The 24,228-nt window shown below is 51.7% G+C and carries 15 protein-coding genes and 3 pseudogenes; 17 read left to right on the top strand and 1 reads right to left on the bottom strand.

Features of this window, described 5'->3' with window-relative positions; genetic code table 11:
- Positions 1-28: 28 nt before the first annotated feature.
- From DES54_RS15075 to DES54_RS15005, 17 genes and pseudogenes are all read left to right on the top strand, one after another.
- The gene (locus DES54_RS15075) at positions 29-1,363 is read left to right on the top strand and encodes an MFS transporter (RefSeq protein WP_113868770.1); all 1,335 of its coding nucleotides are present in this window, start codon (positions 29-31) and stop codon (positions 1,361-1,363) included.
- Between the two features lie 58 nt (positions 1,364-1,421).
- A complete protein-coding gene (locus DES54_RS15070; RefSeq protein WP_113868768.1) occupies positions 1,422-2,600 on the top strand; it encodes an acetyl-CoA C-acetyltransferase in 1,179 nt (392 codons plus the stop codon).
- A 76-nt stretch (positions 2,601-2,676) separates the two neighbouring features.
- Complete coding sequence (locus tag DES54_RS15065; protein WP_113868766.1) at positions 2,677-4,596, top strand: FAD-dependent oxidoreductase; 1,920 nt, start codon at positions 2,677-2,679, stop codon at positions 4,594-4,596.
- 390 nt (positions 4,597-4,986) lie between these two features.
- A complete protein-coding gene (locus DES54_RS15060) occupies positions 4,987-6,348 on the top strand; it encodes a carbohydrate porin (RefSeq protein WP_113868763.1) in 1,362 nt (453 codons plus the stop codon).
- Between the two features lie 811 nt (positions 6,349-7,159).
- Positions 7,160-8,752 (top strand): annotated as a pseudogene (locus tag DES54_RS18970) (Ig-like domain-containing protein); the annotation flags it as partial.
- Positions 8,751-8,825, top strand: a pseudogene (locus tag DES54_RS19290) (hypothetical protein); the annotation flags it as partial. The pseudogenes DES54_RS18970 and DES54_RS19290, both read left to right, overlap by 2 nt.
- A gap of 63 nt (positions 8,826-8,888) precedes the next feature.
- The gene (locus DES54_RS15050) at positions 8,889-9,785 is read left to right on the top strand and encodes a VCBS domain-containing protein (RefSeq protein ID WP_240635030.1); all 897 of its coding nucleotides are present in this window, start codon (positions 8,889-8,891) and stop codon (positions 9,783-9,785) included.
- The gene (locus DES54_RS15045; protein ID WP_113868757.1) at positions 9,779-11,230 is read left to right on the top strand and encodes a BapA/Bap/LapF family large adhesin; all 1,452 of its coding nucleotides are present in this window, start codon (positions 9,779-9,781) and stop codon (positions 11,228-11,230) included. Before DES54_RS15050 ends, DES54_RS15045 begins: the two co-directional genes overlap by 7 nt.
- 76 nt (positions 11,231-11,306) lie before the next feature.
- A complete protein-coding gene (locus DES54_RS15040) occupies positions 11,307-11,591 on the top strand; it encodes a type I secretion C-terminal target domain-containing protein (RefSeq protein WP_169050473.1) in 285 nt (94 codons plus the stop codon).
- 87 nt (positions 11,592-11,678) lie between these two features.
- Entirely contained in the window at positions 11,679-13,085 is a 1,407-nt protein-coding gene (locus DES54_RS15035; protein WP_240635029.1) for a TolC family outer membrane protein, read from the top strand.
- Positions 13,082-15,262: pseudogene (locus DES54_RS15030) on the top strand (type I secretion system permease/ATPase). The gene DES54_RS15035 and the pseudogene DES54_RS15030 overlap by 4 nt, the downstream one beginning before the upstream one ends.
- Positions 15,263-15,266: 4 nt before the next feature.
- Positions 15,267-16,439, top strand: a complete 1,173-nt coding sequence (locus DES54_RS15025; protein WP_113868783.1) for an HlyD family type I secretion periplasmic adaptor subunit — start codon at positions 15,267-15,269, stop codon at positions 16,437-16,439.
- A gap of 97 nt (positions 16,440-16,536) precedes the next feature.
- Positions 16,537-17,805, top strand: coding sequence for an ankyrin repeat domain-containing protein (locus tag DES54_RS15020; protein ID WP_113868751.1), 1,269 nt, complete (start codon positions 16,537-16,539; stop codon positions 17,803-17,805).
- Between the two features lie 1,005 nt (positions 17,806-18,810).
- Positions 18,811-20,505, top strand: coding sequence for a carbamoyltransferase family protein (locus DES54_RS15015; RefSeq protein WP_113868749.1), 1,695 nt, complete (start codon positions 18,811-18,813; stop codon positions 20,503-20,505).
- Between the two features lie 18 nt (positions 20,506-20,523).
- The gene (locus DES54_RS19180) at positions 20,524-21,117 is read left to right on the top strand and encodes an MFS transporter (protein WP_338075502.1); all 594 of its coding nucleotides are present in this window, start codon (positions 20,524-20,526) and stop codon (positions 21,115-21,117) included.
- Positions 21,054-21,665: an MFS transporter gene (locus DES54_RS18965; RefSeq protein WP_240635027.1), complete on the top strand. Its 612-nt coding sequence runs from the start codon at positions 21,054-21,056 to the stop codon at positions 21,663-21,665. The genes DES54_RS19180 and DES54_RS18965 overlap by 64 nt, the downstream gene beginning before the upstream one ends.
- A 48-nt stretch (positions 21,666-21,713) precedes the next feature.
- Positions 21,714-23,015: an ATP-grasp domain-containing protein gene (locus tag DES54_RS15005; RefSeq protein WP_113868747.1), complete on the top strand. Its 1,302-nt coding sequence runs from the start codon at positions 21,714-21,716 to the stop codon at positions 23,013-23,015.
- On the opposite strand, the gene DES54_RS15000 is transcribed toward DES54_RS15005, so the two are convergent.
- A complete protein-coding gene (locus DES54_RS15000; protein ID WP_113868745.1) occupies positions 23,012-23,722 on the bottom strand; it encodes a helix-turn-helix domain-containing protein in 711 nt (236 codons plus the stop codon). The genes DES54_RS15005 and DES54_RS15000 overlap by 4 nt on opposite strands.
- Between the last annotated feature and the right edge of the window lie 506 nt (positions 23,723-24,228).

Below are 24,228 nucleotides of genomic sequence, written 5' to 3'. Positions count from 1 at the left end.
CGCTGTTTGCGACGTAGGAGCACATCTTATGACTGGGCAAAAAAACGATATGGCGTTAACTAAGATCACCGCATGTTCAGCTAATGAGCATGCGCCTCACCGCGCCGCTGACCGCAATGGTTTCGGTATGCGCGGTTGGACCGTCATCGTCTTTCAGGCGGTGATGTTCTGGATCGCGGCCGGGGCCGTAACCCACGGTCTGAACGTGATGTTGCCGGCATTGTCGCAAACCTACGATTTGGACTACAGCACCTTGCTGGCGCTGGCGACGCCCGCTTCCTGGGCCTCGATCCCCGCGGGGCCGATATGTGCCTGGTTATGTGAAAAGAAAGGCCCCAGATTCAATGTTATTTTCTGCCTGATCGCCTGTGGATTGTGCTTCGGCCTGCTGGGGTATTGCGGTTCGCTAATCGGCTTCACTTTGCTGTTCGCGGGCGTCTGTTTCTTCGGCACGGGATTCGCCTATGTCGGCGGCACCGCGATTATGACCAGTTGGTTCGTGCGCAAGGCGGGGCTGGCGTTGGGATGGTGTACGGTGGGGCAGACATTTTCCAGCGCGTTTTTCGTTCCCACGCTGGCCGCGCTGTTCATGTGGCTGGGGGTCCGGTATGGTTTCTGGGGCATCTCGATCATGATGTTTATCATGGCCTTACTGGTGCGGCTGTTCGTGGCCAACAAACCAGAGGATATCGGGCTGGCGCCTGATAACGATCCCCTGACCGCCGCTGAACTGAGCGAGCGGCGGCGCGAGCATGACCGTTATGTCTGTTCGCTCAGTGTCCGGCAATTACTGCGAATGCGGGATGTCTGGTTTATGGGCATCGCCACCGGCGCCATCTACATCATGCTGGTGGGCGTCGTCAGCCAGATTGTTCCCCGGCTGATGGAGATGGGGTATGAGTTAAATACCGCCATCTTCTATATGACCTTGTCGGCGCTGTTCGGCACATTGGGGGCATATGGCTGGGGCTGGCTCAATCACCGGCTTGGCGTCAAACGGGCGCTGCTGATTTATACCCTCTGGTGGATGGCGGCGGTGGTGATCAACCTGTTCGCCCACCAGACCTTGCTGCTGTGGATCTCGCTGCTGATGATCGGCTTCAGTCTGCCGGGCGCCACCAATTTAAGCACCGCGCTAATCGCCACCAAATTTCCCCGTCGTTTATATGTTCGCGCGATCGGCATTGTGCACCCGATTCAATCGGTGGTGCGCTGCTTTGCATTTTCCATTCTGGCTTTCGGTCTGGCGTATCTGGGGGGATACACCGGCGCTTATCTATTGCTGGTCGGGGTCGGCGCCGTCGCGTTGCTGCTGATCTGGCGGACCGACGTGACGCCGGTGGCGGTTATCGATCAGCCATAAAACGCGTGGCGATAGGCGCGAATAAATAAGACGTTATTTTCTATTACCAGAGGCATGTATGACATCACTTGTTATAGCCAGTGCAGTGCGTTCGGCCATCGGTAAATTCGGCGGCAGCCTGAGCGCCCTCAGTGCGCCGCAACTGGGCGCGTTGATGATGGATGCGGCGATCCAGCGGGCGGGGATTGAACCGACAGCGGTCGATGAGGTGATTTTCGGCAACGTGCTTCAGGCCGGGCTGGGGCAGAATCCCGCGCGTCAGGCCCTGTTGCAGGCCGGTTTGCCGCATACCACGCCAGCCACCAGCGTCAATATGGTTTGTGGCTCCGGTCTGCAAAGCGTGATCTTCGCCGCGCAAAGCATCGCGTCCGGTCAGACGGACGTGGTGCTGGCTGGCGGCATGGAGAATATGTCGGCCGCGCCCTATCTGTTGCATCAGGCCCGCTGGGGATACCGGATGGGGAACCAGATGCTGACTGACAGCATGGTTAATGACGGCCTGTTCTGCGCCATCAACCGTTATCACATGGGAGTGACGGCGGAAAATGTCGCCAAGCGCTGGCATATCAGCCGTCAGGAGCAGGACGACGTGGCGTTGCTTTCTCAGCGTCGTGCGGCGGCGGCGATTGCGCGGGGCGCATTCCAGCGGGAAATTTTGCCGGTGACGTTGAAAAGCAAACAAGGTGAAACGCTGTTTGCCGTTGATGAACACCTGCGGGCGGATACCTCGGCGGAAAGTCTGGCAAACCTGACGCCGGCGTTTGATCCCGCCGGTTCCGTCACGGCCGGCAACGCGTCGGGCATAAACGATGGCGCCGCGGCGCTGCTGGTCATGAGCGAGGCATGGGCAAAACGACAAGGTATCAAACCGTTGGCGCGGATCCGCGGGTATGCCGTCAGCGGCGTCGAGCCCGCCGTCATGGGGATCGGCCCGGTCCCCGCTACCCGGCAGGCGTTAAGCAAGGCCGGATTGACGATGGCGGATATTGACCTGATTGAAGCCAATGAAGCGTTCGCCGCACAGTTTGTCGCTGTCAGTCATGAACTGAATCTGGATAGGGATAAAACCAATGTCAATGGCGGCGCTATCGCGCTGGGCCACCCGATTGGCGCCTCCGGCGCACGCATCCTGGTCACGCTGTTGCATGCCCTGGCCGACAGGGATCGAACCCTGGGGCTGGCGACGCTATGTGTCGGCGGCGGACAAGGCGTGGCGATGATTGTCGAACGCGTTTAGTCATCGCGATAGCGCGTGAAAAAACGTAACCCTACACACCCGATATAAGAAAAATATCCCGATAAAAGGGGGAGTCATGATAACTAAAAACAGAGTAAATACAGGCCGTTGGCGGCTTGCCATCATGTTGTTGATCAGCGGGATGATGGGCTTGGCGCAGGCCGCGATCACCGCCGGTCAGTACAGCGCCACGGAAAAAGGCAATGAAGGCATGGTCAGCGTGACGGTTACCGTCGATGCGCAAGGCGTGATCAAGGATATCGCGGTGGATGCCAGTCAGGAAACGCCGGAATTGGGCGGTGAGGCTGGCCCGGCGGTGGGCAGCGCGATCGTCGAGCATCAGAGTCTGGCCGTGGATGGCGTGACCGGCGCGACGATGACCAGCAACGCGGTGAAAAAGGCGGTCTCCAAGGCGCTGCGTCAGGCGGGAGCGGATGTCACGCGCTATCAGGGAAAGGTCGCCAGACAAGGACAGGATGAAGAAACCCGCGTCGATGTGGTGGTGGTGGGCGGCGGCGTTTCCGGCACGGCGGCGGCGCTGGCCGCGGCGGAAAAAGGCGCTCAGGTGCTGGTGATCGAAAAGATGCCGGTGCTGGGCGGCGCAGGCCGGATGGCCAGCGGTTTTGCCGCGGTTGAGTCGTCGTTGCAGAAAGCGAAAGGCATGAAATATACCGCCGCCGAACTGACGCAGCGGTTACTGGAATATAACCAATATTTGTCCAACGGGCCGTTGACGAAAAAGATCGTCGATAAATCGGCATCGACGGTTGACTGGATGATTAGCCACGGTGTGGAACTGGACATCGTCGCGACAACGCGCGAAGCCAAACAAAGCTCCGTACAGCAGGCGCACCTTGATGATCCGATCAAATCGGATGTTTATCACCGCATCAAGAACGGGGGCGAAGCGGCTTATAAGACGTTGTACGCGCAGTTCGAAAAACTGGGCGGAAAAGTGATGACCAAAACCATCGGTAAATCACTGATTCAGGATGAGCAGGGTAAGGTCATCGGGTTGATCGCGGAAAAAGCGGATGGCGGTAAACTAACCGTGCATGCCAGGGCGGTTATTCTGGCGAGCGGCGGCTTCGGCGCAAACAAGGCGATGCTGGATGAGGTGATGATGACGTCGAACATTTTCCCGCTGGCATGGCCCAATATGGGTGAAGGGGTGAAAATGGCCTGGGCCGCTGGCGGCGCGAAATGGGATGTGCAGTCCGCATTGATTCACGCCGCCCAGTTGGTCGGCATCGAGCCTTCGGAAGAGGCGCATCATGGCGGCGGGGATGCAGCGAAAGGCGACAGTCCGTTGATCTGGTTGCTGAAATCTCCGCTGCTATGGGTGGACGCGGTGGGAGAACGCTTTGCGAATGAGGGCCATATCTACGATACCGCTTTCTGGGCTAACGTCGCCTATTCCGTCGGCGGGAATTATTACATCATCGTCGATACGCCGACGCTGAAATCCTTTACCGCCAACGCCATGCCGTTCCCACTGTCGGGCGCGGGGCCAGCCAATCCGCCAAAACCCGGCGACTTCGTCGCGCTGGCGGATGAGGCCACCAAACAGGGAAAGAGCGATACGGTATTCAAAGGCAAGGATATCGGGGAACTGGCGACGCGTATGGGGATCGCCCCTGATGGCTTGCAGGACACGGTTGCCCGCTATAACGGGTATGTGAAAGCCAAACAGGACAAGGATTTCGGCAAGAAGCCGGAATATCTGGCATACGGCATCGAAAAAGGGCCTTTCTACGCGTTTAAGGCGGTGGTGGTCAGTCTGAGTTCGCTAGGCGGCGTGCGGGTTAATTCCGATTTGCAAGTTACCGACGTAAACCTGCGGCCTATCGCCGGTTTGTATGCGGTCGGGAACAATGCCGCCGGTTTTTACAGCGTACCGGGGTATCCGCCCTATCAGGGATTGGCGAACGGCTTTGCACTGAATTCCGGTCGTATCGCTGGCGAACATGCCGCGCAATCCATTCTGAAGAAATAACGATCACGCTTTCTGTAAACGATGCGGCGCTGACACCAGGCGCCGCATGAATGACAACCAGAGACGGAAACATCGCGGTAAAAACAACAACGCAGTAAAAACAGCATCGCGGTAAAAACAACATCGCGGGCTACCAGCGAAATCATTACCGCCGCGCCGTCATTAACATGGATTCATGACTGAAAAAGAGTGTGAGTAAAACCTTCTTCAGCGCCAGACAGCCGTTCGCTGCGCATTGGCCAGGGTCAGGCCGTGGGAATCAACAACGGACGATGCCATAACGGACACTGCAATAGCGGACAATGAAATAAAGGTTGATCATTCGCTCTGTCGTTTTTTGTCATTCAATGACCGCTGTTACCGTCTCATTGCTCTCAATGGGATAGAACAATGAAAACAATATATTGTAATAGATGGGCGAAATTATTATCTGCCGGTGTCGCATCCGGCATGATGCTGGCGAATGGCGCGGCTGCGGAGTCATCGGGACGTCCATTGTCTGAGGCGGGAGCATGGCTGTCGGAGCGGGGCGTTACTCCGCACCTGATCGCCTCCCAGCTCTGGCTGGGCAACCCCAGCGCGGGAACCGCTACAGACAACCACGAAACGCTGACGATGCTGATGGCCGGCGCGGATTTCGATCTGGAACGCATGGGGCTGATCCCCGGCGGGAATATCCACGTGTTGCAACTATGGGTGCCCTTTTCCAATAATCTGGATCTTGGCAACCAGTCAGGCGGGGTGCTGGCCGGTAACCCGCCCCCCTATATCCCTAAGACGGCGCACCTGATGCGCTTCACCTACGAGCAGAAACTGCTCGATGATCGGCTATCAATTGAAGCCGGCAAGAGCAATCCCGGCCAGTTCTTCGGCTTCACCAACTGCAATATTCAGCCAGCCTGTGTTAACACCGTTCTGAATGAAACAGCGGTATTCGCGCCGCCTCCTTATGCGGGTTGGGGCGCCCGTATCGGTTACCGCTTTACGCCGGTACTGGAATCCGGCGTCGGCGTCTGGCGCACCTATCAGGCGTTTCCGTTTACCAACGGCTGGGAACGATGGAATGACGATTTCGATAGCGGCAACACCTTGCTGGTCGCCAACGTTGCACGACGTGTCAGTTGGCAACAAGAGAAGTATCCGTTCAACTGGGAGATTATGGTGCTCCATAACTTTAAAGAGTACGACGATGTCTACTACACGGTGAACGGCACGTCCAAGGTGTACGACAGTGATGCCGCGGTCCGTACCCGTGATGGCGTCTCCGGCGTCTATCTCACCGCGAAGAAAGCGCTATGGCGACGCGATGGCGGAACCGACCCGCGCGATCCTGCGCCTGGCGCCGTGAGCCTGCACGGTAGCGTGACGCAAACGCTACAGTTGCATGCCGACCGAGGCATTGCGACGCTGGCGGACGCGGGGCTGATCTGGTCCGGGCCGTGGCAGAGTCGTCCCCACGACAGCTACGGGTTAACGTTCCGCTGGGCCAAACTGACGAACAGCGAGCAACGCTATCTGCAAGATATGTTCGATATTCAGGGCGGCGCGGGGTGGCGGGTGCCGCGCAACGAGTATCAACTGAGCATTGACGCTTCCATCATGTTGACGCCGGAGGTGAATCTGCAAATGATTGGCGCTCGCACCTGGAATAACAGCAACTGGCAGTATCCTTATACCAGCGTTAAAACGGAAAACGGCTATACGTTCTGGCTACAGTTAAATGTTATGGTGGATAAATTACTCTGGTTGTGACAGCGACGGCAGGCCGTTGGATAACCGGCCTGAGCAAACGTGTTTACTTTTCCACATGAGATACCTTGAGCTTTGTTAGCAATGTTAGGTTTTTATCTGTTTTTAAGTAAAATTTTTATGTTATTGCCTTGCATCTCCTCTTACATGTGCTAAAAAATAAGGAGTGTCTTTTTTATCAATGGCAAAATTATCGGCGTCGCGAGTTAAACGCGTGTTCTGACTACTGGATTATTATGATTGGAAAAAATTGATCTTAGAGTAATTATCAGGCGATAAGCATAAAAATGAATAGTAATTCTGTTTCTGATATTAGCAGAGATTGGCATGTTTTATTTTAATAACGCGAATTTTTCTGTATTGTTTTGATATGAATAAGGATGATTTTTTGTTGTTATCAATATAACGCTCATAATGTTATTTATTATGGTTTTTATTTTTCTTTTAGATTTTTATCTTACAAAAGCAAGGATGAAAAGATTTTTCGCCTTGCTTTTTATTTGCGATTAATAAAATTAATTTTTATGTTATTGATTTTTAATATATAAGTTTTTTGTTGCGAGTGAAAAAGATGTCTTGGTTTATATGAGCATCATTGTCTATAGTGAGAATCTATTCTTTTATATAAAAATAGCTACTGCCTTTCTTTTAAGCTTTTTTAAGGCCCGATAATGATGAATTTCTTCGGTAAATTAATTGATTTATTCCGATTAACTCACCACAAGAGTCCTTTCCCCAGGGATATATCAAAATCGTATTCAATTATTTTCATAACATAAGTATTGCAAAATACTCAATGGGGAGTGAAAGCTAAATGAACGATGCTTTGATTATCGTGAAAGAAAGTGGTGAAGCTTCTACAGTGGCTATTTCTTCTGGAGAACTAAATTTATCTGCTCCCTCTATTGTAAAACTCGCGGTTAGTCGACAAGACATTGCCGCGATGACGCGTTCTGGCAATGACTTGATTGTGACGTTGCATTCCGGTGATAAAGTCGTACTGAAAAATTTTTATAACGCAGTCGAGCAGGCGGCCAGCGAATTGGTTTTGGAAGAACAGAACGGCGCTCTGAGGTGGGCAAACGATCCGGCCAACCAATTACAGTTTGAATCTATTTCCAGTATTGATGAAATCATGGCTGGGGCACTTGGCGCAGCATCCGCCGGGGGCAGCGCACTGCCGTATATATTGGCTGGCGTCGGCGCTATGGCTGGGGTGGTAGGCGTGGCGGCGGCATCGGATAGCGATGGCCGCACGGTTCGCGATGCTGCCGGTAATACGTCTCCAGATACCACCGCGCCGGAAGCGCCAGAGGATCTGCTGGTGGCGGAGGATGGCGCTTCGGTCAGCGGTACGGCTGAGGCAGGCAGCACGGTAACTCTCAGCGATGCGGCAGGCAATGTGCTGGGCAGCGCCACGGCAGGCAGCGATGGCGGCTCTATCGTTTCCCTTACGCCAGCACTGACCAACGGTGAGACAGTTACCGCTATCGCCAGCGATGCCGCCGGTAATGTATCCGAACCCGCCACAGCAACCGCTCCGGATATTACCGCGCCGGAAGCGCCCGTTGTTCTCTTGATCGCGGAAGATGGCGCCTCAGTCAGCGGTACGGCTGAAGCAGGCAGCACGGTAACGATCAGTGATACCGCAGGCAATGTATTGGGCAGCGCCACGACAGGCAGCGACGGCAGCTTTGCCGTTTCCCTCTCACCCGTACTGATCAACGGTGAAGTGTTCACCGCCGTCTCCAGCGATGCCGCCGGTAATGTATCCGAACCCGCCACAGCAAACGCTCCGGACACCACGGCCCCGTCCGCCCCTGCTGATCTTTTGATAGCGAAAGACGGCGCGTCGGTCAGCGGCACCTCCGAAGCCGGTAGCACGGTAACGATCAATGACGCCGCAGGCACCGTGTTGGGCAGCGTCACCGCAGGCAGTGACGGCAGCTTTACCGTCGCGCTCTCACCTGCGCTTACTAATGGTGAAACGGTGACCGCCGTCGCCAGCGATGCGGCGGGAAACCTCTCTCAACCCGCCACAGCAAACGCTCCGGACACCACGGCCCCGTCCGCCCCTGCTGATCTTTTGATAGCGGAAGACGGCGCGTCGGTCAGCGGCACCTCCGAAGCCGGTAGCACGGTAACGATCAATGACGCCGCAGGCACCGTGTTGGGCAGCGTCACCGCAGGCAGTGACGGCAGCTTTACCGTCGCGCTTTCGCCCGCACTGACCAACGGTGAGTCGGTTACCGCTGTCGCCAGCGATGCGGCGGGAAATCTCTCTCAACCCGCCACAGCAAGCGCCCCGGACACCACGGCCCCGTCCGCCCCTGATGATCTTTTAGTAGCGGAAGACGGCGCGTCGGTCAGCGGCACCGCCGAAGCCGGCAGCACGGTAACGATCAGTGACGGTTCAGGCGGATCCTGGTGGCAACTACAGTTATACGTTCCCCACTGCGCAGGCAGATGGGCAAGCGATATCCGTTACCGCCACCGATGCGGCCGGGAATGTTTCCACCGCGACCACCGTTATCGCGCCGGTGTTGGTACTGTCGGCAAGTGATAATGCCGTCTTGCTGGATTTGACTACTGATGCGGCAGTCACCACTGAATCGTACAGTGACTGGGGATTGCTGGTCGTGGGGGCGCTGGGCAACATCGCATCATTGCTGGGAAATGATAGCGCGCAGGTTACCTTCACCATAGATGAGGGCGCATCAGCGGATATTGTTTTGGAAGCCAGTGCCACTGGCGGCTTGCTGTCGTTGCTTAGCAGCATGGGGGTGATGGTGCAGCAATATAGTGCTGCTACCGATGCCTGGACGACGGTGATTGATACCTCGAACGCGCAGTGGGCCAGCCTGCTGACCATCGGCAGTAACGGCGTTACGCTTAATGTGGATAATCTGACGGAAGGCACTTACCGGGCGCTGGCCTATAACACCACGTTGCTGGCGGTCGGCTCTTTCATCAGTTTGGATGCGACGGTGACGCAAATTGCCGCTGGCATACTTGTTGGAGAAACCAGCTTCAGCGGTAATGTGATTACTGATGCCGATCCCGAACATGGCACCGATGTGGCGCCGGCTGGTACGGTGGTGACGCAGGTAACGAATAGCGCGGGCGATGTGGTTACGGTGACGCAGGATGCCGCTACAATCCAGGGGACATACGGTACGCTGACCATCAATCCCGACGGCAGCTATACCTACACGCTCACCGATATCGCGACGACGCATCTCGGTCAGACCGACAGCTTCACCTACACCATCATTGCCAATGGCGTAACAGCCAACGCCAGCCTTAACATTTCGCTGGGAACGGATATCAACGCGCCCGGTAATGTGATTACGGTGGATGACGCGGCGTCCATTACCTTTGATGCCACCGTAGCGGCGATAGATAACGGTGTGTCGTCGCAAAACGATTTACCGTGTTGAATCTGGGGTTGGGCGGCGTTCTGGATGTAGGGATATTGGACGATATCACCAATCCAATCATTTTTGATGTGGAAGAGGGAACGACCCGAACGATGACGCTCCAGGCATCCGTCGGCGGAGTTTCCGTTCTGTCCGGGTTTGATCTTTATATCTACAAATTCAATGAGGCCACTCAGCAATATGATCCTTACCGCGTAGTGGATAGTTGGCTGACCGTTCCGTTGTTAGGTGGTTCTTCCGATGAACTGACGCTGGACGGCGGTCAATATCTGTTCCTGCTGGATACTGCTTACGGCATTAGCGCGCTGACGGCGTATACCCTGAATATTCTGGAAGATCATGTTTATACCGTCGAAACGGTCAGCGCCAGCATGTCCGGCAACGTGATGGACGATGACACTGTGCCTACGGGGTCAGCGATCAGCGCGGTGAATGGCGTGGCGGTCGCCGCTGAGGGAACCACCAGCATCACTGGTGAATATGGTGTGCTGACCATTGATGCGCAGGGTAATTACACTTATATGCTTAACGCCGGCGTCGGCGCGGACCACATCACTGCGCCGGACAGCTTCGTCTATACGGTGACGGCGCCGGACGGCGAATCCGACAGTGGGACGCTGAATATCACGTTGATAGCCAGCGCGCTGGCGGCGGTGGACGATAGCGTCACGCTGCCGGTTACCACGGTACAGAAAGAGGACGCATACAGTGACAGTGATGCGGGTTCGACCACCTGGGGTACGTCGGTGCTGTTATCAACTTCCGGCAGCGCCAGCGGTACGGTGACGGTAGCGGAGAACACGGCGCTGAAAGATGCGACCATCCTGTTTAATGTGGATTCCGTATTAAGTCTCAGCAGTCTGAGTATTAGCTGGACTTTGCTGAGCAGTGACGGCACTCAACTGGCATCCGGCAGTGTACCCAGTGGTACGTTGTTGGGCGGCAGCGCAACGGCTTCGCTGAGTAGTCTGGAACTGGCGGCTGGCAACTATACCCTCAACTTTACCGGTTCCGTCGGTGGGCTAGCCGTCGGGAATATCACGGTGAGCGCCTCGATAACGGGCACCAGCATGTTGCTGGATAGTTTCCAGACCGAAACCGCCACCGCGACGGGGAATATCTTCGACGGCAGCGGTTCGGAAAGCAGCGCTTCCGACCAACTGGTTTCGGTGCAGACCACCTTGTCCATTGCTGATGCGGATGGCGTCGTCACCACACTGGATCCCTATACCACCAGCGACGCCACGGCGACGGTACAGGGACGGTATGGCGTACTGACGCTCAATATCGACGGTGGATACAGCTATACCCTGAACAGCGACGTGGGTGTCGGCGCCATCAACGCGAAAGAAACCTTCGATTACACACTCACTACGGCGGGGGGCGAGACGGCCAGCGCCACGCTGACTATCGATCTGGCGCCACAGATAAACGGCCATCTATGACGATACCGGCATCAGTTCGGTTTACGACGATACCTTTACGCTCAGCAACGGCAGCGACACGCTAATTTTCGATCTGTTGAATGGCACGGACGCCACCGGCGGCAACGGCAGCGATATCTGGACGGATTTCTCATTGACCGATGGCGATCAGATCGATGTCAGCCGGTTGGTGCAAGGATGGAGCGCTGACAGCGGCAATCTCGGCGATTGGATTTCCGTTGAGACGGTAGGCGGCAATACGGTGATCGCTATTGATCGCGACGGTCAGGACGCGGCGTTTAGCGCGACGGAACTGGTCACGTTGCAGGCGGTGCAGGTCACTCTGGATGAACTGCTGGAAAATAACGCCATTACCGCCTGACGTAAAACGCAAAGTCTGTCGGCGCGTTGGGCCGCTGGCTTGCAATAGGTTGCTGTACTTAATCGGTTGATTATTTTAGGGAAGAATATGGGAAATTGTCGTGAATACACGATGAAGCTGGTCTGTTTCTGGGGGGTGTCTGTGGGCATTTACAGCGACGTCAGCGTCGCGCAGGCATCACTCCAGCCAGGTTTGATCAGCACTGAGCAGATTGTCGCCCGGCAACTGCCTGCGCTTTCCGGTCCGGTCGCGCCGCCGGTCGCGTCCAACGCGCCTGAAAGCCTGGATATCAATGTCGCCGTCGCGCGTGCCGTCTCCTGGCACCCTGATATTCGTGAGGCGGTCGGTCAACTGTTCGAGCAGTCGGAAGCCGTTAACGTGGCGCGGGCGCAATATTATCCGCAGATGAACGGCGGGATGAATAATGGCATAACCAACAGTTACAGCGACAGCGGCTATAGCCCGTCGCTGGTGCTGTCGATTTCGCAGATGTTGTATGATTTCGGCAAGGCCAACAGTCAGGTGCGCGCCGCCAACGCTGGCGTGGCGCAGGCGCAGGCGAATGTACTGGTGAGCATTGATACCGTGGCGCTTCAGGTACAGGGCTATCAGAAGCTGGTCGGCATAGCCCGCGAGCAACTGATCGCCCTTAACGGCATTAGCCAACTGGCGCGTCAGCGTAGCGATGAGGGCGCCAGTTCAGTCTCGGATGTGGTGCAAACCGAAGCGCGTATCGAAGGCGCGCGCGCGATGTTGCTACAGTATCAGGCCAATCTTGATCGTTGGCGGGCCACGCTCACCGCACGGTTGGGCTGGGATCGCATTCAGCATGTCAGCGACGCTTTTCCCGCCAGCCTGCAAGGTGTTTGTGACGTTAGCCAACCGGATGATCAACTGATCCCGACGGTGCTGGCGGCTTACGCTCAGGCCAACAAAGCACAGGCGCAACTGGATGAAAGCAGCGCCCGGATGCTCCCTACCATCTCTTTACAGCCGGAAGTCACGCATTATCTGAATGACTGGTACGCCAATAGCCAGGCACTGGATCGCACACAATATTCCGCCTGGGTAAAAGTGGAAGTGCCGCTGTATCAGGGCGGTCGGTTAACCGCCAGCCGCAACGCGGCGGCGCACTCGCTGGAAGCCGCAAAAGCCGCGGTACAGAACGCACAGTTGACGGCGCGTCAGCGCTTGACGGAAGCGAAAAATGAAGCGCAAAGTCTGGCGCGCACCCTGCAAATTCAGGCACGGCAGCAGCAACTGGGAGAGCGAACCCGTGCGCTTTATCAACAACAATATCTGGAACTGGGTACCCGGCCATTGCTTGATGTACTCAACGCTGAACAAGAGGTGTTTCAGGCGCGCTTCACCGAGCAACAGACTTTGACGCAATTGCACCAGTTGCAACTCGATTGTCTGTATAGCACCGGCAAAATGCGCAGTGCGTTCGCCCTGAATAATCGCACCATCCAGTCGGTGGAGATCCAGCCATGAGTCGGTTGATAGAGAGAGCAGAGTCCCCGGCGTCGGAAAGTCAGGAACAGGCGTTGTCGCAGTGGGTCGCGGCCATCGGTTATGTAGCCGCTTATTACCGGCTGGCTTTTTCGCCGGGCGCGCTTCAGGCCAGCGCCCGCTGGCTGGAAGATTGCACGCTTTCACAGGCGTTGCAAAACCTGGCGCGGCAGGCCGGACTGACCGCTTGCGTGCAGACGCATCAGGCGATCACCGTCTGGCGGCTGCCGTTGGTGGTGCAACTGGCGGATGGTCAGGTCGGGGTTATTGAACAGTTTGATGGCAAGGACACCGTGAGCCTCTGTTTTGTAGCCGACGGCAACCAGCTTAGCCCGCTTTCCCTGAGTCAACTTTTGCCGTCGATCCGCCAGGTGGTGACGCTACGTCCTGCGGCGTTGAAAGATAGCTGTGCCAGCCGCTATCTGCAAAGCTATCGACCGGACTGGCTGTGGACGCTGGCGCTGCGTGATATTAAGCCTTACGGCTATGTGATGCTGGCCTCGCTGATCGTTAACATTCTCTCGCTGGCCGGGATCCTGTTTTCCATGCAGGTCTATGACCGCGTGATCCCGGCGCAATCTTACCCGACGCTTTATGTCCTGTCCGGCGGCGTGTTGATCGCGGTGATCTTCGCTTTTCTGTTACGAGTGGGACGCGCGCACATTACGGATATTCTCGGCAAGCGTGCGGATATCCGCATATCCGATCGCGTTTTCGGTCATGCCTTAAGGCTATGCAACAGCGTCATTCCACGCTCCACCGGCAGCTTTATTTCCCCACTGCGCGAACTGGAGCAGATCCGTGAAATGGCGACCTCCACGACGGTTTCCGCGGTGGTGGATCTGCCTTTTTTCCTGCTGTTCTGGCTGGTGCTGGCGATCATTGCGCCATCGTTGTCGTGGATCGCGCCGGCGGCGGCATTGCTTATGGTTCTGCCCGGCCTGTTGCTGCAAAAGAAACTGGCGCGGCTGGCGCGCCAGTGCACACAGGAAAATACGCTGCGCAATGCGGTGCTGGTGGAAAGTGTGTAGGGGCTGGAAGATATCAAACTGATGCAGGCGGAGAACCGTTTTCAGCAGCAGTGGAATAACTACATCAGCATCAGCGCCGAATCCGGCGTGCGGACCCGCAAGCTCACCCAATGGCTGATTAGCTGGGGCGTGAGTATTCAGGGGCTGGTATACGCGCTGGTGGTGATGATTGGCGCGCCGCTGGTTATCGAAGGCGAAATGACCACCGGGGCGATTGTCGCCGCGTCGTTGCTATCATCCCGTATGATTGCGCCGATGACGACGCTATGCGGCGTACTGGCTCGCTGGCAACAAGTCAAAGCCGCGAAAGAGGGGCTGGATAGCATCATGCAGCTACTGGTGGAGAACAGCCGGGATGAAAGCAAAGTGCATTGCGCGGTGTTGTACGGTCACTACCAGTTTCGCGGCGCGGCGTTCCGTTATCATAGTGAGGAGAGCGCCATCGCGCTGAAAATCGCGCAACTGGAGATCCATCCTGGCGAACGCGTGGCGCTGCTGGGGCGTAATGGCGCCGGGAAATCCACCTTGCTTCAGGCGATGGTGGGGGGCATGGAGTTGGTGGAAGGTGAACTGCGGCTGGATAACCTCAGTCTGGCGCATATCGATATGGCGGATGTACGGCGCAACGTCGCGTTGATGACACAGCATGCCCGTCTGTTTTTCGGCACACTGCCTGACAACCTGACGCTGGGCGCGCCCCGCGCCAACGATGCGGAGATATTCGCCGCGCTGGACGTATGCGGCGCGGCAGTTTTTGTCAAAAAGCTGGCGCTGGGTCTTGATCACCCGGTTATGGAAGGCGGGATCGGGCTTTCCGGCGGTCAGCGGCAGTCGATTCTGCTGGCGCGCATGTTGCTGCGCGATCCCAATATCGTACTGTTGGATGAACCCACCGCCTTTCTGGACGAACACACCGAGCGGGAATTTATTCAACGTCTTGCCGGTTGGCTGTCGGGCCGCACGCTGGTGGTGGCAACTCACCGTGTTGCGGTGCTTGAGTTGGTGGAACGGGTTATCGTACTGCAAGAAGGGCAACTGGTGATGGATGCGCCCAAAGCGCAGGCATTAAGCACTGTTCGTGATCGCAACCGACCTCAGGAGGGGAAGAATGAAAAACCATCCGCCTGAAGGGATGTTTGACGATCTGGAAAACGAACATGGCCGGGAAAGTCAGTACGTCGGCGCCCGGCGGATCATTGTGATCACCGCGCTGCTGCTATTGATAGCGGGGGTATGGGCCTGGTTTGGCACACTGGATGAAGTCTCGACCGGTAGCGGAAAAGTGATCCCCAGTTCGCGTGAACAGGTGTTGCAATCGCTGGATGGCGGGATACTGGCGGGGCTGGAAGTACGCGAGGGGAGTCTGGTTGAGGCCGGACAAGTGGTGGCGAAGCTGGACCCGACCCGCTCCGAGTCCAATGTTGGCGAGAGCGCCGCTCGCTATCGCGCAGCGCTGGCCGCCAGCGTCCGGCTCAGTGCGGAGGACAATGACCAAGCGTTGTCATTTCCCGTGTCGCTAGCGGACAGGCCGGAACTGATCGCGGCGGAAACCCGGCTTTATAACAGCCGTCGGGCGCAACTTCAGGACGCTCAATCACAGTTGAGGGAAGCGCAGAGGCTGGTTGAGAGCGAACTGAAGATCACGGAAAGATTAGTGAAAACCGGGGCGGCGAGCCATGTTGAAGTGCTGCGCCTGCGGCGACAAAAAGCGGATCTCGACCTGAAGTTGATCGATCTGCGTTCGCAATATTACGTCCAGGCGCGAGAAGAGTTGGCTAAAGCCAAAGCGGAAGTGACCATGCTTTCGGAGGTGATTCGAGGCCGCACCGACGCCGTTACTCGTCTGACGGTGCGGTCGCCGGTGGGCGGTATTGTGAAAAATATCCAGGTGACCACCATCGGCGGGGTTATTCCGCCTAATGGCCAATTGATGGAAATTGTACCGGTGGATGACCATTTGTTGATTGAAGCGCGCCTGTCGCCACGGGATATTGCTTTCATTCATCCGCACCAGAAAGCGCTGGTGAAGATCACTGCTTATGATTATGCCATTTACGGTGGGTTGGACGGCGTGGTGGAAAGTATTTCGCCGGATACCATTCAGGATGAAGTCAAACCAGAAATCTTTTATTACCGGGTATTCATTCGCACCAGTCAGGATTATCTGCAAAACAAGGCTGGCCGCCACTTTGCCATAGTGCCGGGGATGATAGCCACGGTGGATATTAAAACCGGCGAGAAAACGGTGATGGACTATTTAATCAAACCGTTTAACCGTGTGAAAGAGGCGCTGCGGGAGCGGTAATCGCCAGCTAATACTACCCAAGGCCCCGAGTGGGGCAGGGGAACTTTTTGATCCGTATTGCCACTTACGACATATCTTTATTCACTGGAGACGGATCATGCGTATCATGCCTTCCAACCCAGCGATTTTTCATGAGGCGGTTTTACGGGATGACGCAAAAACGATTCAGGAACTGAGAGCACAGGGTTATCAGCCGGTAGCCGTAGATAAAAACGGCGACTCGCCGATGGATGTTCTGTCCAAACGTCAGGATATCAGTGCTGATACGCGCCAGAAGTTGCATCATAGCCTGCTGTCGTCGCTCAATCCCACCGCGCCTAAGGGGTATATTAAGCCAGAGGCCTTTCATGGTTCGCCGTGGGGATTCGAAATACTGCGCAGCGCCGGATTAAAGGCGGGCGTCAACGATCCCAAAGGCGGTTCACAATCTCTGGAAGGTAAAGTGTTCTTTTCCGATCGCACGCCGCTGTTGGATGGCGATGCCGAAACAAGAAATAAACTGCGTCAGAGTGCTCGAGTTTACGCATTAGGCGCAGGCGCGAAACTGACGACGGTTGAGACACGCAGCGAAATATATTTGTTGGCCAGAGCGGTCAACCGGGCTTATGAACGCAATGCGTTTCCCGACTCCCATAAAATCGCGCTGCTTTTACCCAGTGCGGACAACCCGGAAGAAGCGGTCTACCTTTCCTTGCTGCGGCATCTGGCCGCGCACGGTGCGCTGACCCATGAAAAGTCGGACGGACAGATGTTGGCGAGATTTCCTTTTCCCGCCAACGTGACGGTTAAAGACAGTTCCGTCACCTTCTCCAGTGAGCAAGTCAGCGCCATGATGCGGCAAGCCTTTGAACGCATCGAACGGGAGTTGGTCGATGGCAAGCTGCCTTTCCTCAACGCGTTGAATGAAGGGAATGGTGTGCCAATAGTGTTTGGATTCAGCAAGATCGAGAATCTGCAAACGCATCAGATAAGGAACAAACTGCTCAACAAGGTCAGCCAGTATAGCTATCAATCCAACGATCATCCGCTCTCCGGTTCGCCCAGCGGCGGTAAACTCAAGGAGATTGAAGTCAAATCGCGGCAGGATCTCGCCACCTTGATGCTGGCATGCACTGCTAAAAACGTGCCATTGCCGGACAATACGCTGATTCGCATAAGTCCCTCGCCTCGCGATAAACAGAACAGTGGCGTCAAAGCGCAGTATCTGGATGGCGCTGTCGTTGAGCAGTTTCGCCGCGACCTGATGAACGGCCGGGAAAAGAGCGATATCGCCTCACTCGGTCTGAACGAGCTACAGGTGCTCAACAGGCAGTGGCGCGCCAGTGCGGAAATAATGGATTCTCAAACGTCCGGTAATCGTAGCTGAGCCGACGTTTGCTCGGCGCATATTACTTTAGCGTAAATCACTTTCTTCTACGCTACCGGTATTTATTTTTGCTACAAGATTCATCAAATCGATATCTGTAGCAAATTCCAGCAGGTGATAGATATTGTCTCATCCTGGACGTGTATGTCTTTCAATAACCACGGAGCCATTATTTGAAAGAATAACTTCAGTGTGGGAAGGGCTGTTGTTGAAGTCCATTACCTTAGAAGTTTTTGGATATAATCTTTGATTTGTTCTTACTGCTCTACAGTTCGAGTATTTATATACCGTTCTACTGACCAATTTCTCATCGGTAATAATCGGTAATCCGGCATAAGCTGTCACAGGATCTGCGACCTGTTGCCATTTTTTATTAAAACCGATCACGCGATAGATACTGAAAATTATTTTATTTTTATATATATTTCGTGCTAATGGTTAAATATCGCATTCATTCTCGGGGAAATTGATACCGTCATAAAGATTATCTTCATTAAGATTAAGCTTTCTTTTGGGGTCGGGGATGATGAATAAACGGTATCCGAGCAATTTGAGTTTTTTATGTATCGGAGCGAAGCCACTGCCTATGATCAGTGTGCGCATGTCACATACTCTTCTCGAAAGCTTTAAATACATAAGAGTCTCTTTTAAAGATATCCCACGCAACTGATAATTTTGCTAGTTGTAAAGAAAACACTCAAAATTTAATGTTGCTGTGGATTTTTGGATAGGAATACGTTTTTGATAAGCGAAGGGGTATTTTAATGTTGAGCATTAAGTATGAGTTTTTTCCAGGAAACATATTTCATTATCTTGTTTTTTAAGTTTAAAGATAATGAAATATTTGTATATCAGGAAAATTACCGTATTCCTGTCCTTATTGGCAGAATAGGTTGTTCAGCATGAGTTTGGCTTCAATGTCGTCAAATGCAACATGAGTGAATACTTTAAAAGCGGCGGAAGTTTGCGCTGTCTGGTACTTAAGCTGAATTAAGAGGTTTTAAAATGTATATTTTAGGCATTAATTCTATCTACCATGAATCTTCAGTTTGTCTGATTAAAGATGGTGAGGTCATTTTTGCGATTGAAGAAGAGCGTTTAAATCGAAAGAAACATGGAAAATCAGCTGAACTTGATAATCCAGATGAGTTGCCGCTTTCTTCACTTAACGCTGCGCTGACCTTTGCGGGCATTCAGCTTTGTGATGTGAGTAGCATAGGTTACTCAATTGACCCAATAGCCAGACATAAGTCTGCTTATATTAATGAGATAAAATTATCTGATGGTTGGGCAAGTGAGTCTGGCGAAGAACTTTTCTATCGTCAAACAGCAAATGTGCCATTAATCCTGCACAATATGGGGTTCCGTGGCGATTTTCACTGGGTCCCACACCATACAGCTCACGCTGCATCCGCATATTATCCTTCGTCTTTTAATGAGTCCCTGGTCCTGTCCCTTGATGGTATTGGTGAAGATAATACCGCTGGTGTTTTTATTGGGAAAGAAAACAAACTAACGAAAATCTCGACCATAACTTACCCTAACTCAATAGGTTTTATGTGGGAGAAAATTTCAGAGTATCTTGGCTTTTCTGAATATGATGCCTGCAAGGTTATGGGTATGGCTGCGTATGGTGATGCTGAGAGATTTAAAACGCAGTTCTCCAAGATTGTGGAGTGTTTGCCGAAAGGGCAGTTTACTATTAATAACGATATTCTAACGTTTCGTAGTAAATCATTCTCAAATTTAGAATCATTATTTGATCTGCAAAAACGTCATAAAACGGACGAACTACGTCAAGAGCATTATGATATCGCCGCGACGCTACAGATTATTACCGATGATATTGTCATGAACATTGCCAGGCATTACCTGGCAAGCAGCGGAAGTCGTCACCTCTGTCTGGCCGGTGGCGTAGCACTGAACTGTATTACAAACCGATTGCTCTACGAAGCGTGTGATATTGAGGATATTTATGTACAACCAGCCGCACATGACGCTGGTACTGCTATCGGCGCTGCGTTATATCTTTGGCACCATATTATGGATCGTACCCAGCGTCATCCGATGACAAGTGCCTATCTTGGCCCGGAATATTCAGATGCGCAGTATGAAAATGCATTGAAAAAACACAATTTAACCTGGGAGAAAGTAGATAATATCCACCAATGCGTCGCTTCTTTAATCGCTGATAATAAGGTTATCGCCTGGTTTCAGGGGCGGATGGAATTTGGTCCTCGCGCCCTTGGTAATCGTAGTCTGTTGGCCGATCCTCGTAATAAAGATATTCGCGATCTGATGAATTTAAAGGTCAAACATCGTGAGTTTTTTAGGCCTTTCGCACCCAGCGTGTTGCGGGAATATGCCAGGGACTGGTTTATTTCGCGTGGCTTACCCGATGCAGCAAAATATATGCTGCTAGCGATGGATGTTAAGCCTGCTAAGCAAAATGTAATTCCAGCCGTTACGCATGCAGATGGCACCGCACGGGTACAGATTGTCGATAAAGAAACAAATGAAAGCTATGCTCATCTGATTAGTGAATTTCATAAGCTGACAGGTGTACCTATTCTGCTTAATACTTCCTTTAATGACAGTGAACCAATTGTGTGTTCACCGGAGGACGCGATTAAAACTTTTCTTAAAACAAGAATTGACTTTTTAGTATTGGGTGATTATATCATTAAGTCTATTCGTTAATTTATACAGGTTGCACCAGTGGTTACGAAAATTGTACTGGCTCGGTTTTTTTCTATATTCGCAGAAGCATTTATTATTTTCGCTGTACCGGTACTGGTGTATACCTCTACAAATAGCGCATCTTTAACCTCCTTAGCATTTGGCTTAGAAAGATTAGCACGCGTGGTATCATTACCGCTTTCTGGTTGGATAGGACATAAAATACATCCACTGAGAATGCTATTTTTTAGTGATGGTATTCGAGGCGGTATTTGTTTATTTTTATATTTTTCGTATCCTTATATTACTTCCGCGTATATTGCGTGCTTAATCGTCCCCATAGCCTGTGTCTTATCATTCTTTAGCGGGGCGGGCTATGTGAATCTTGAGGGGTTTGTTTCTCAAACGATCTCTCGCGACAAGTTACCCTCTATTTATTCTCAACTTCAATTTGTTGAACAGTTTACGTATATAGCGGCACCCATACTTGTGAGCTTTTTAACGTTAAAATTTTCTATTCTGCAAACATTCATATTTATATCTTTACCTTTTATTGTTAGCGCGTTTGTGTGGATATCTATTCACAAAGTGGGGGCACGGTCAGTGAAAAAAATGACGATAAAAAATCATTAAAGCAAATCATTGCCTATATCGCTGCTAATCAGGATTTGAAGAAAGTAATAAGCCTTACTTTTTTGGTCAATGTAATGCAGGGCGCATTACTATCAACGGCAGTTTATGTTATTACCTCTGTTTTTCATCAGCCCAAGCAAGGCTACGCGCAGGTGCTTGCTATGGCGGAGGTAGCAAACTGCTTGCTTTTTTTTATTGCACCAAAACTCATTCGAAGATTCCACATCAGTACTGTGGGGCTAAGCGCATTTATTATAGCAGCATATGGTTTAGTTGTTATTGGTGTAACGAATAATTTTTATCTCTATCTCCTCGGCTTCCTGTTTATTATTGGTTCGGAGGGATGCTTTAACCTTTTTTCCCGTTTCTATCGAGCCCGACTTTTGCCTGCGGAAGGTTTCTCTCGCTATTTGGGTATTGTATTGGTTCTTAATCAATTAGCCGTTCCGCTGGCGAGCTTTATTTGCGCGAGGTTTTTATTATTAATTGATTATAAATATATTTATTATTTTTTTCTTTGTTATCGTTTTTTCTTTTTTTCTAATTAATCCATTTCGTTACTTTACATCCAAAGATTAATCTCATAAGGATAGAAAATGAACAAGAAAAAGTATCAATTAATTCTGGATTATCTGCCTGCACGTATTCATGACTTAAAGCTTATCAAGGAATATGTGAGGGAGCAGTACGATCTGGATATGGTGATCATCAGCGATATGCTTTCTGGTGAGGAGAAAGACATCTGCGATCACGTCTATCACTTGCCCGTCTCGACAGCGAACTATGAAGACGAAGTGATTAAACTGATCGAGAATGTAGAAATGCAGTGCGTTTGCATTCTCCCCTTTATGGACGCCGTGTCAGGGCATGCGGCTGTCATCGCAAAAAGATTGGGACTATATGGTGATGATGCGAAACTGAGTTTTGCTGGTATTGATAAGTTAAAATTCAGAGAACAGGAGTCCATTCTGGATACCTTTCTCCACGCGCAGAATATTGTTACACCGCGCTCAGCGCGCGTAAGTGATTACCAGCAACTGAAAGCGTTTTTTGCATTATGTCCGTCAGGCATAGTAATAAAACCTGTCGATGGTCGGGCAAACATTGGTGTGAAGATAGTTAAGGACATTGATTCGCTGGAAGCCTCTTACGCAGCGACTTGCCAGGCTGCACCCGGTAGTAACATCATCGCTGAAGAGTTGATTGCTTTTGATTCTGAGTTTTCCTACGACGGTGTGGGTGTGCTTTCTTTTTTGACGCAAAAAGTCAGTCAGCTTGGCGAATATCCTGTCGAGCTTGGACAAATCGTACCAGCGCAGTGTTCTCCGACACAGACTCTGTCTTTAGTCAAAGCCGGTCAAAGTATGAACTTTCTGTCTGGTCAACGTTATGGGGCTTTCCATAACGAAATTAAACTTGATTTAACCACCGGTAAAACTTTTTTGGTCGAAACGAATCGTCGCCCTGCTGGTATGCATATTTGGGATATGGCGAATAAAGTATTTGGTATCTCGTTGCAGAAAATCTGGGTTGATCATTTGGTTCAGGGATTTTCTGATACCCAGGCGATTCCTGATCCTATTGGTAGTGCATTTATTATTAACTTGCTTGCACCTAAAGACGGTACTATAAGAGAAGGAACTAATAGTGAGCTAATAAAAAAAGAAACAAAGGTGTTAATTGAAAGACTACTTAGTGAATATAAGCATGAGATTATAGATGTTAAGATAAATATTAAAGAAAATTCCCCGGTCTATAAAATTCCAAAAACAAATAATGATTTTTGTGGGTATGTTTGTGTTTATATTGAAAAAGAAAAAATCAATCATTCTGAACTAATGAGCCTGATAAATAAATCGTGGCAGTCAATAGTTAAAGATTATATTCACTGCATTTAAATCAGATTGTAACATATCGCTTTAGCTATGGCGGCGACCTTATTCGGCACCGCCAGTTTTTCAAGGATATTTTGCATATGGAAATTTACGGTACTGGTTGATAAATTCAGAATGTTCGCGATATCTGATGAGGTTTTTCCTTCGGAAGCCCAGCGCATAATCTCAACTTCACGTGTGGTCAGCGGGGGAGAATCACCGTTACTCTCTGTTAGAGATGAATATTTACATGCTATTGAAGCCGATAGCGCATGTAGGCTGAGATCATCTACATACTGCTCATTCTGTATGGCGGGGTTTTCTCCTCTAAAAAAGGAGCATAATACATTCTCATCTTTGGGCGTTTTATGTATTGTTGAAAATCCATCCTTAACATTTTCTTTATTAAAATAACTCCATATTTTGGGGTGTTGTTTTTTTATGTGAACTTGCCAAGACATCATTGATAGAGGATGGAGTAAAGTGGTATCTCTGAGTATGGTAAGAACAGATTCATGCGTTTCGCTATCAATTGTGAAATTATCATCAAAGCAGCTAAGGAAGGTAAATTTTCTCTTTGTTAAGGGGTAAGGGCTTTCTTTGTAGATGGAGTAATAATTAAATCCATAGGTTTTTATAATATGTAAGATGGTTCTTTTTAACTGGATAAGTGTTTCTGCGCTGTTGATTTCTTTACATTTGCATTGAAAGTAATAATTTGTTGATAACATCTTGATTACTCCTTTTCTCAAGGTGATTAAATAGTTGCGTGGAATAGTCGGTCACTTTATTGGAACTCTGCCTGAATTATGCGATCTCATCAATCGCTAAACCAACCCTATCGCCAATCGGACTGAGCGATGCCGAGCATAACACCAATTTTCCGGACTGAACGTCGTCTGATGCAGAAAATCAACGCGAGTAAGGCAATTAAAATATCCTTTACGCAAAGCTTTCTTATTCGAACCGACCTTGTAAAGTAGGATCTTTCGCATCCGTCGGGTGCGGCATGTCATGCTGAGAACTTCTCAGCGGGGAATAGCGGTTGCGGCGTTTTTAAACCATAAAGACTAAATAGCTGTTCCAAATAGTAGATCACTTTGAGGGAACTCAGTCCGAGTTGAGCGATCTGATCAATCGCTAAAAATCACAAATCACCAACCGGACTGAGCGATGCCGATCATAGCACCAATACCCCGTACCGAACGACGTCGGATGCAGAAAACCATCCATAAAA

This window comes from Brenneria salicis ATCC 15712 = DSM 30166, assembly GCF_003315515.1.
GTDB lineage: Bacteria > Pseudomonadota > Gammaproteobacteria > Enterobacterales > Enterobacteriaceae > Brenneria > Brenneria salicis.
Note: the sequence above shows the minus strand (reverse complement) of the source record. Positions and strands in the feature narration are given on the sequence as shown.

Coding starts and splice junctions, on each gene's coding strand:
- DES54_RS15000 (WP_113868745.1), bottom strand. CDS start 23,722: ATGTTATCAACAAATTATTACTTTCAATGCAAATGTAAAGAAATCAAC.
- DES54_RS15060 (WP_113868763.1), top strand. CDS start 4,987: ATGAAAACAATATATTGTAATAGATGGGCGAAATTATTATCTGCCGGT.
- DES54_RS15020 (WP_113868751.1), top strand. CDS start 16,537: ATGCGTATCATGCCTTCCAACCCAGCGATTTTTCATGAGGCGGTTTTA.
- DES54_RS15015 (WP_113868749.1), top strand. CDS start 18,811: ATGTATATTTTAGGCATTAATTCTATCTACCATGAATCTTCAGTTTGT.
- DES54_RS15070 (WP_113868768.1), top strand. CDS start 1,422: ATGACATCACTTGTTATAGCCAGTGCAGTGCGTTCGGCCATCGGTAAA.
- DES54_RS15035 (WP_240635029.1), top strand. CDS start 11,679: ATGGGAAATTGTCGTGAATACACGATGAAGCTGGTCTGTTTCTGGGGG.
- DES54_RS15075 (WP_113868770.1), top strand. CDS start 29: ATGACTGGGCAAAAAAACGATATGGCGTTAACTAAGATCACCGCATGT.
- DES54_RS15025 (WP_113868783.1), top strand. CDS start 15,267: ATGTTTGACGATCTGGAAAACGAACATGGCCGGGAAAGTCAGTACGTC.
- DES54_RS15005 (WP_113868747.1), top strand. CDS start 21,714: ATGAACAAGAAAAAGTATCAATTAATTCTGGATTATCTGCCTGCACGT.
- DES54_RS15065 (WP_113868766.1), top strand. CDS start 2,677: ATGATAACTAAAAACAGAGTAAATACAGGCCGTTGGCGGCTTGCCATC.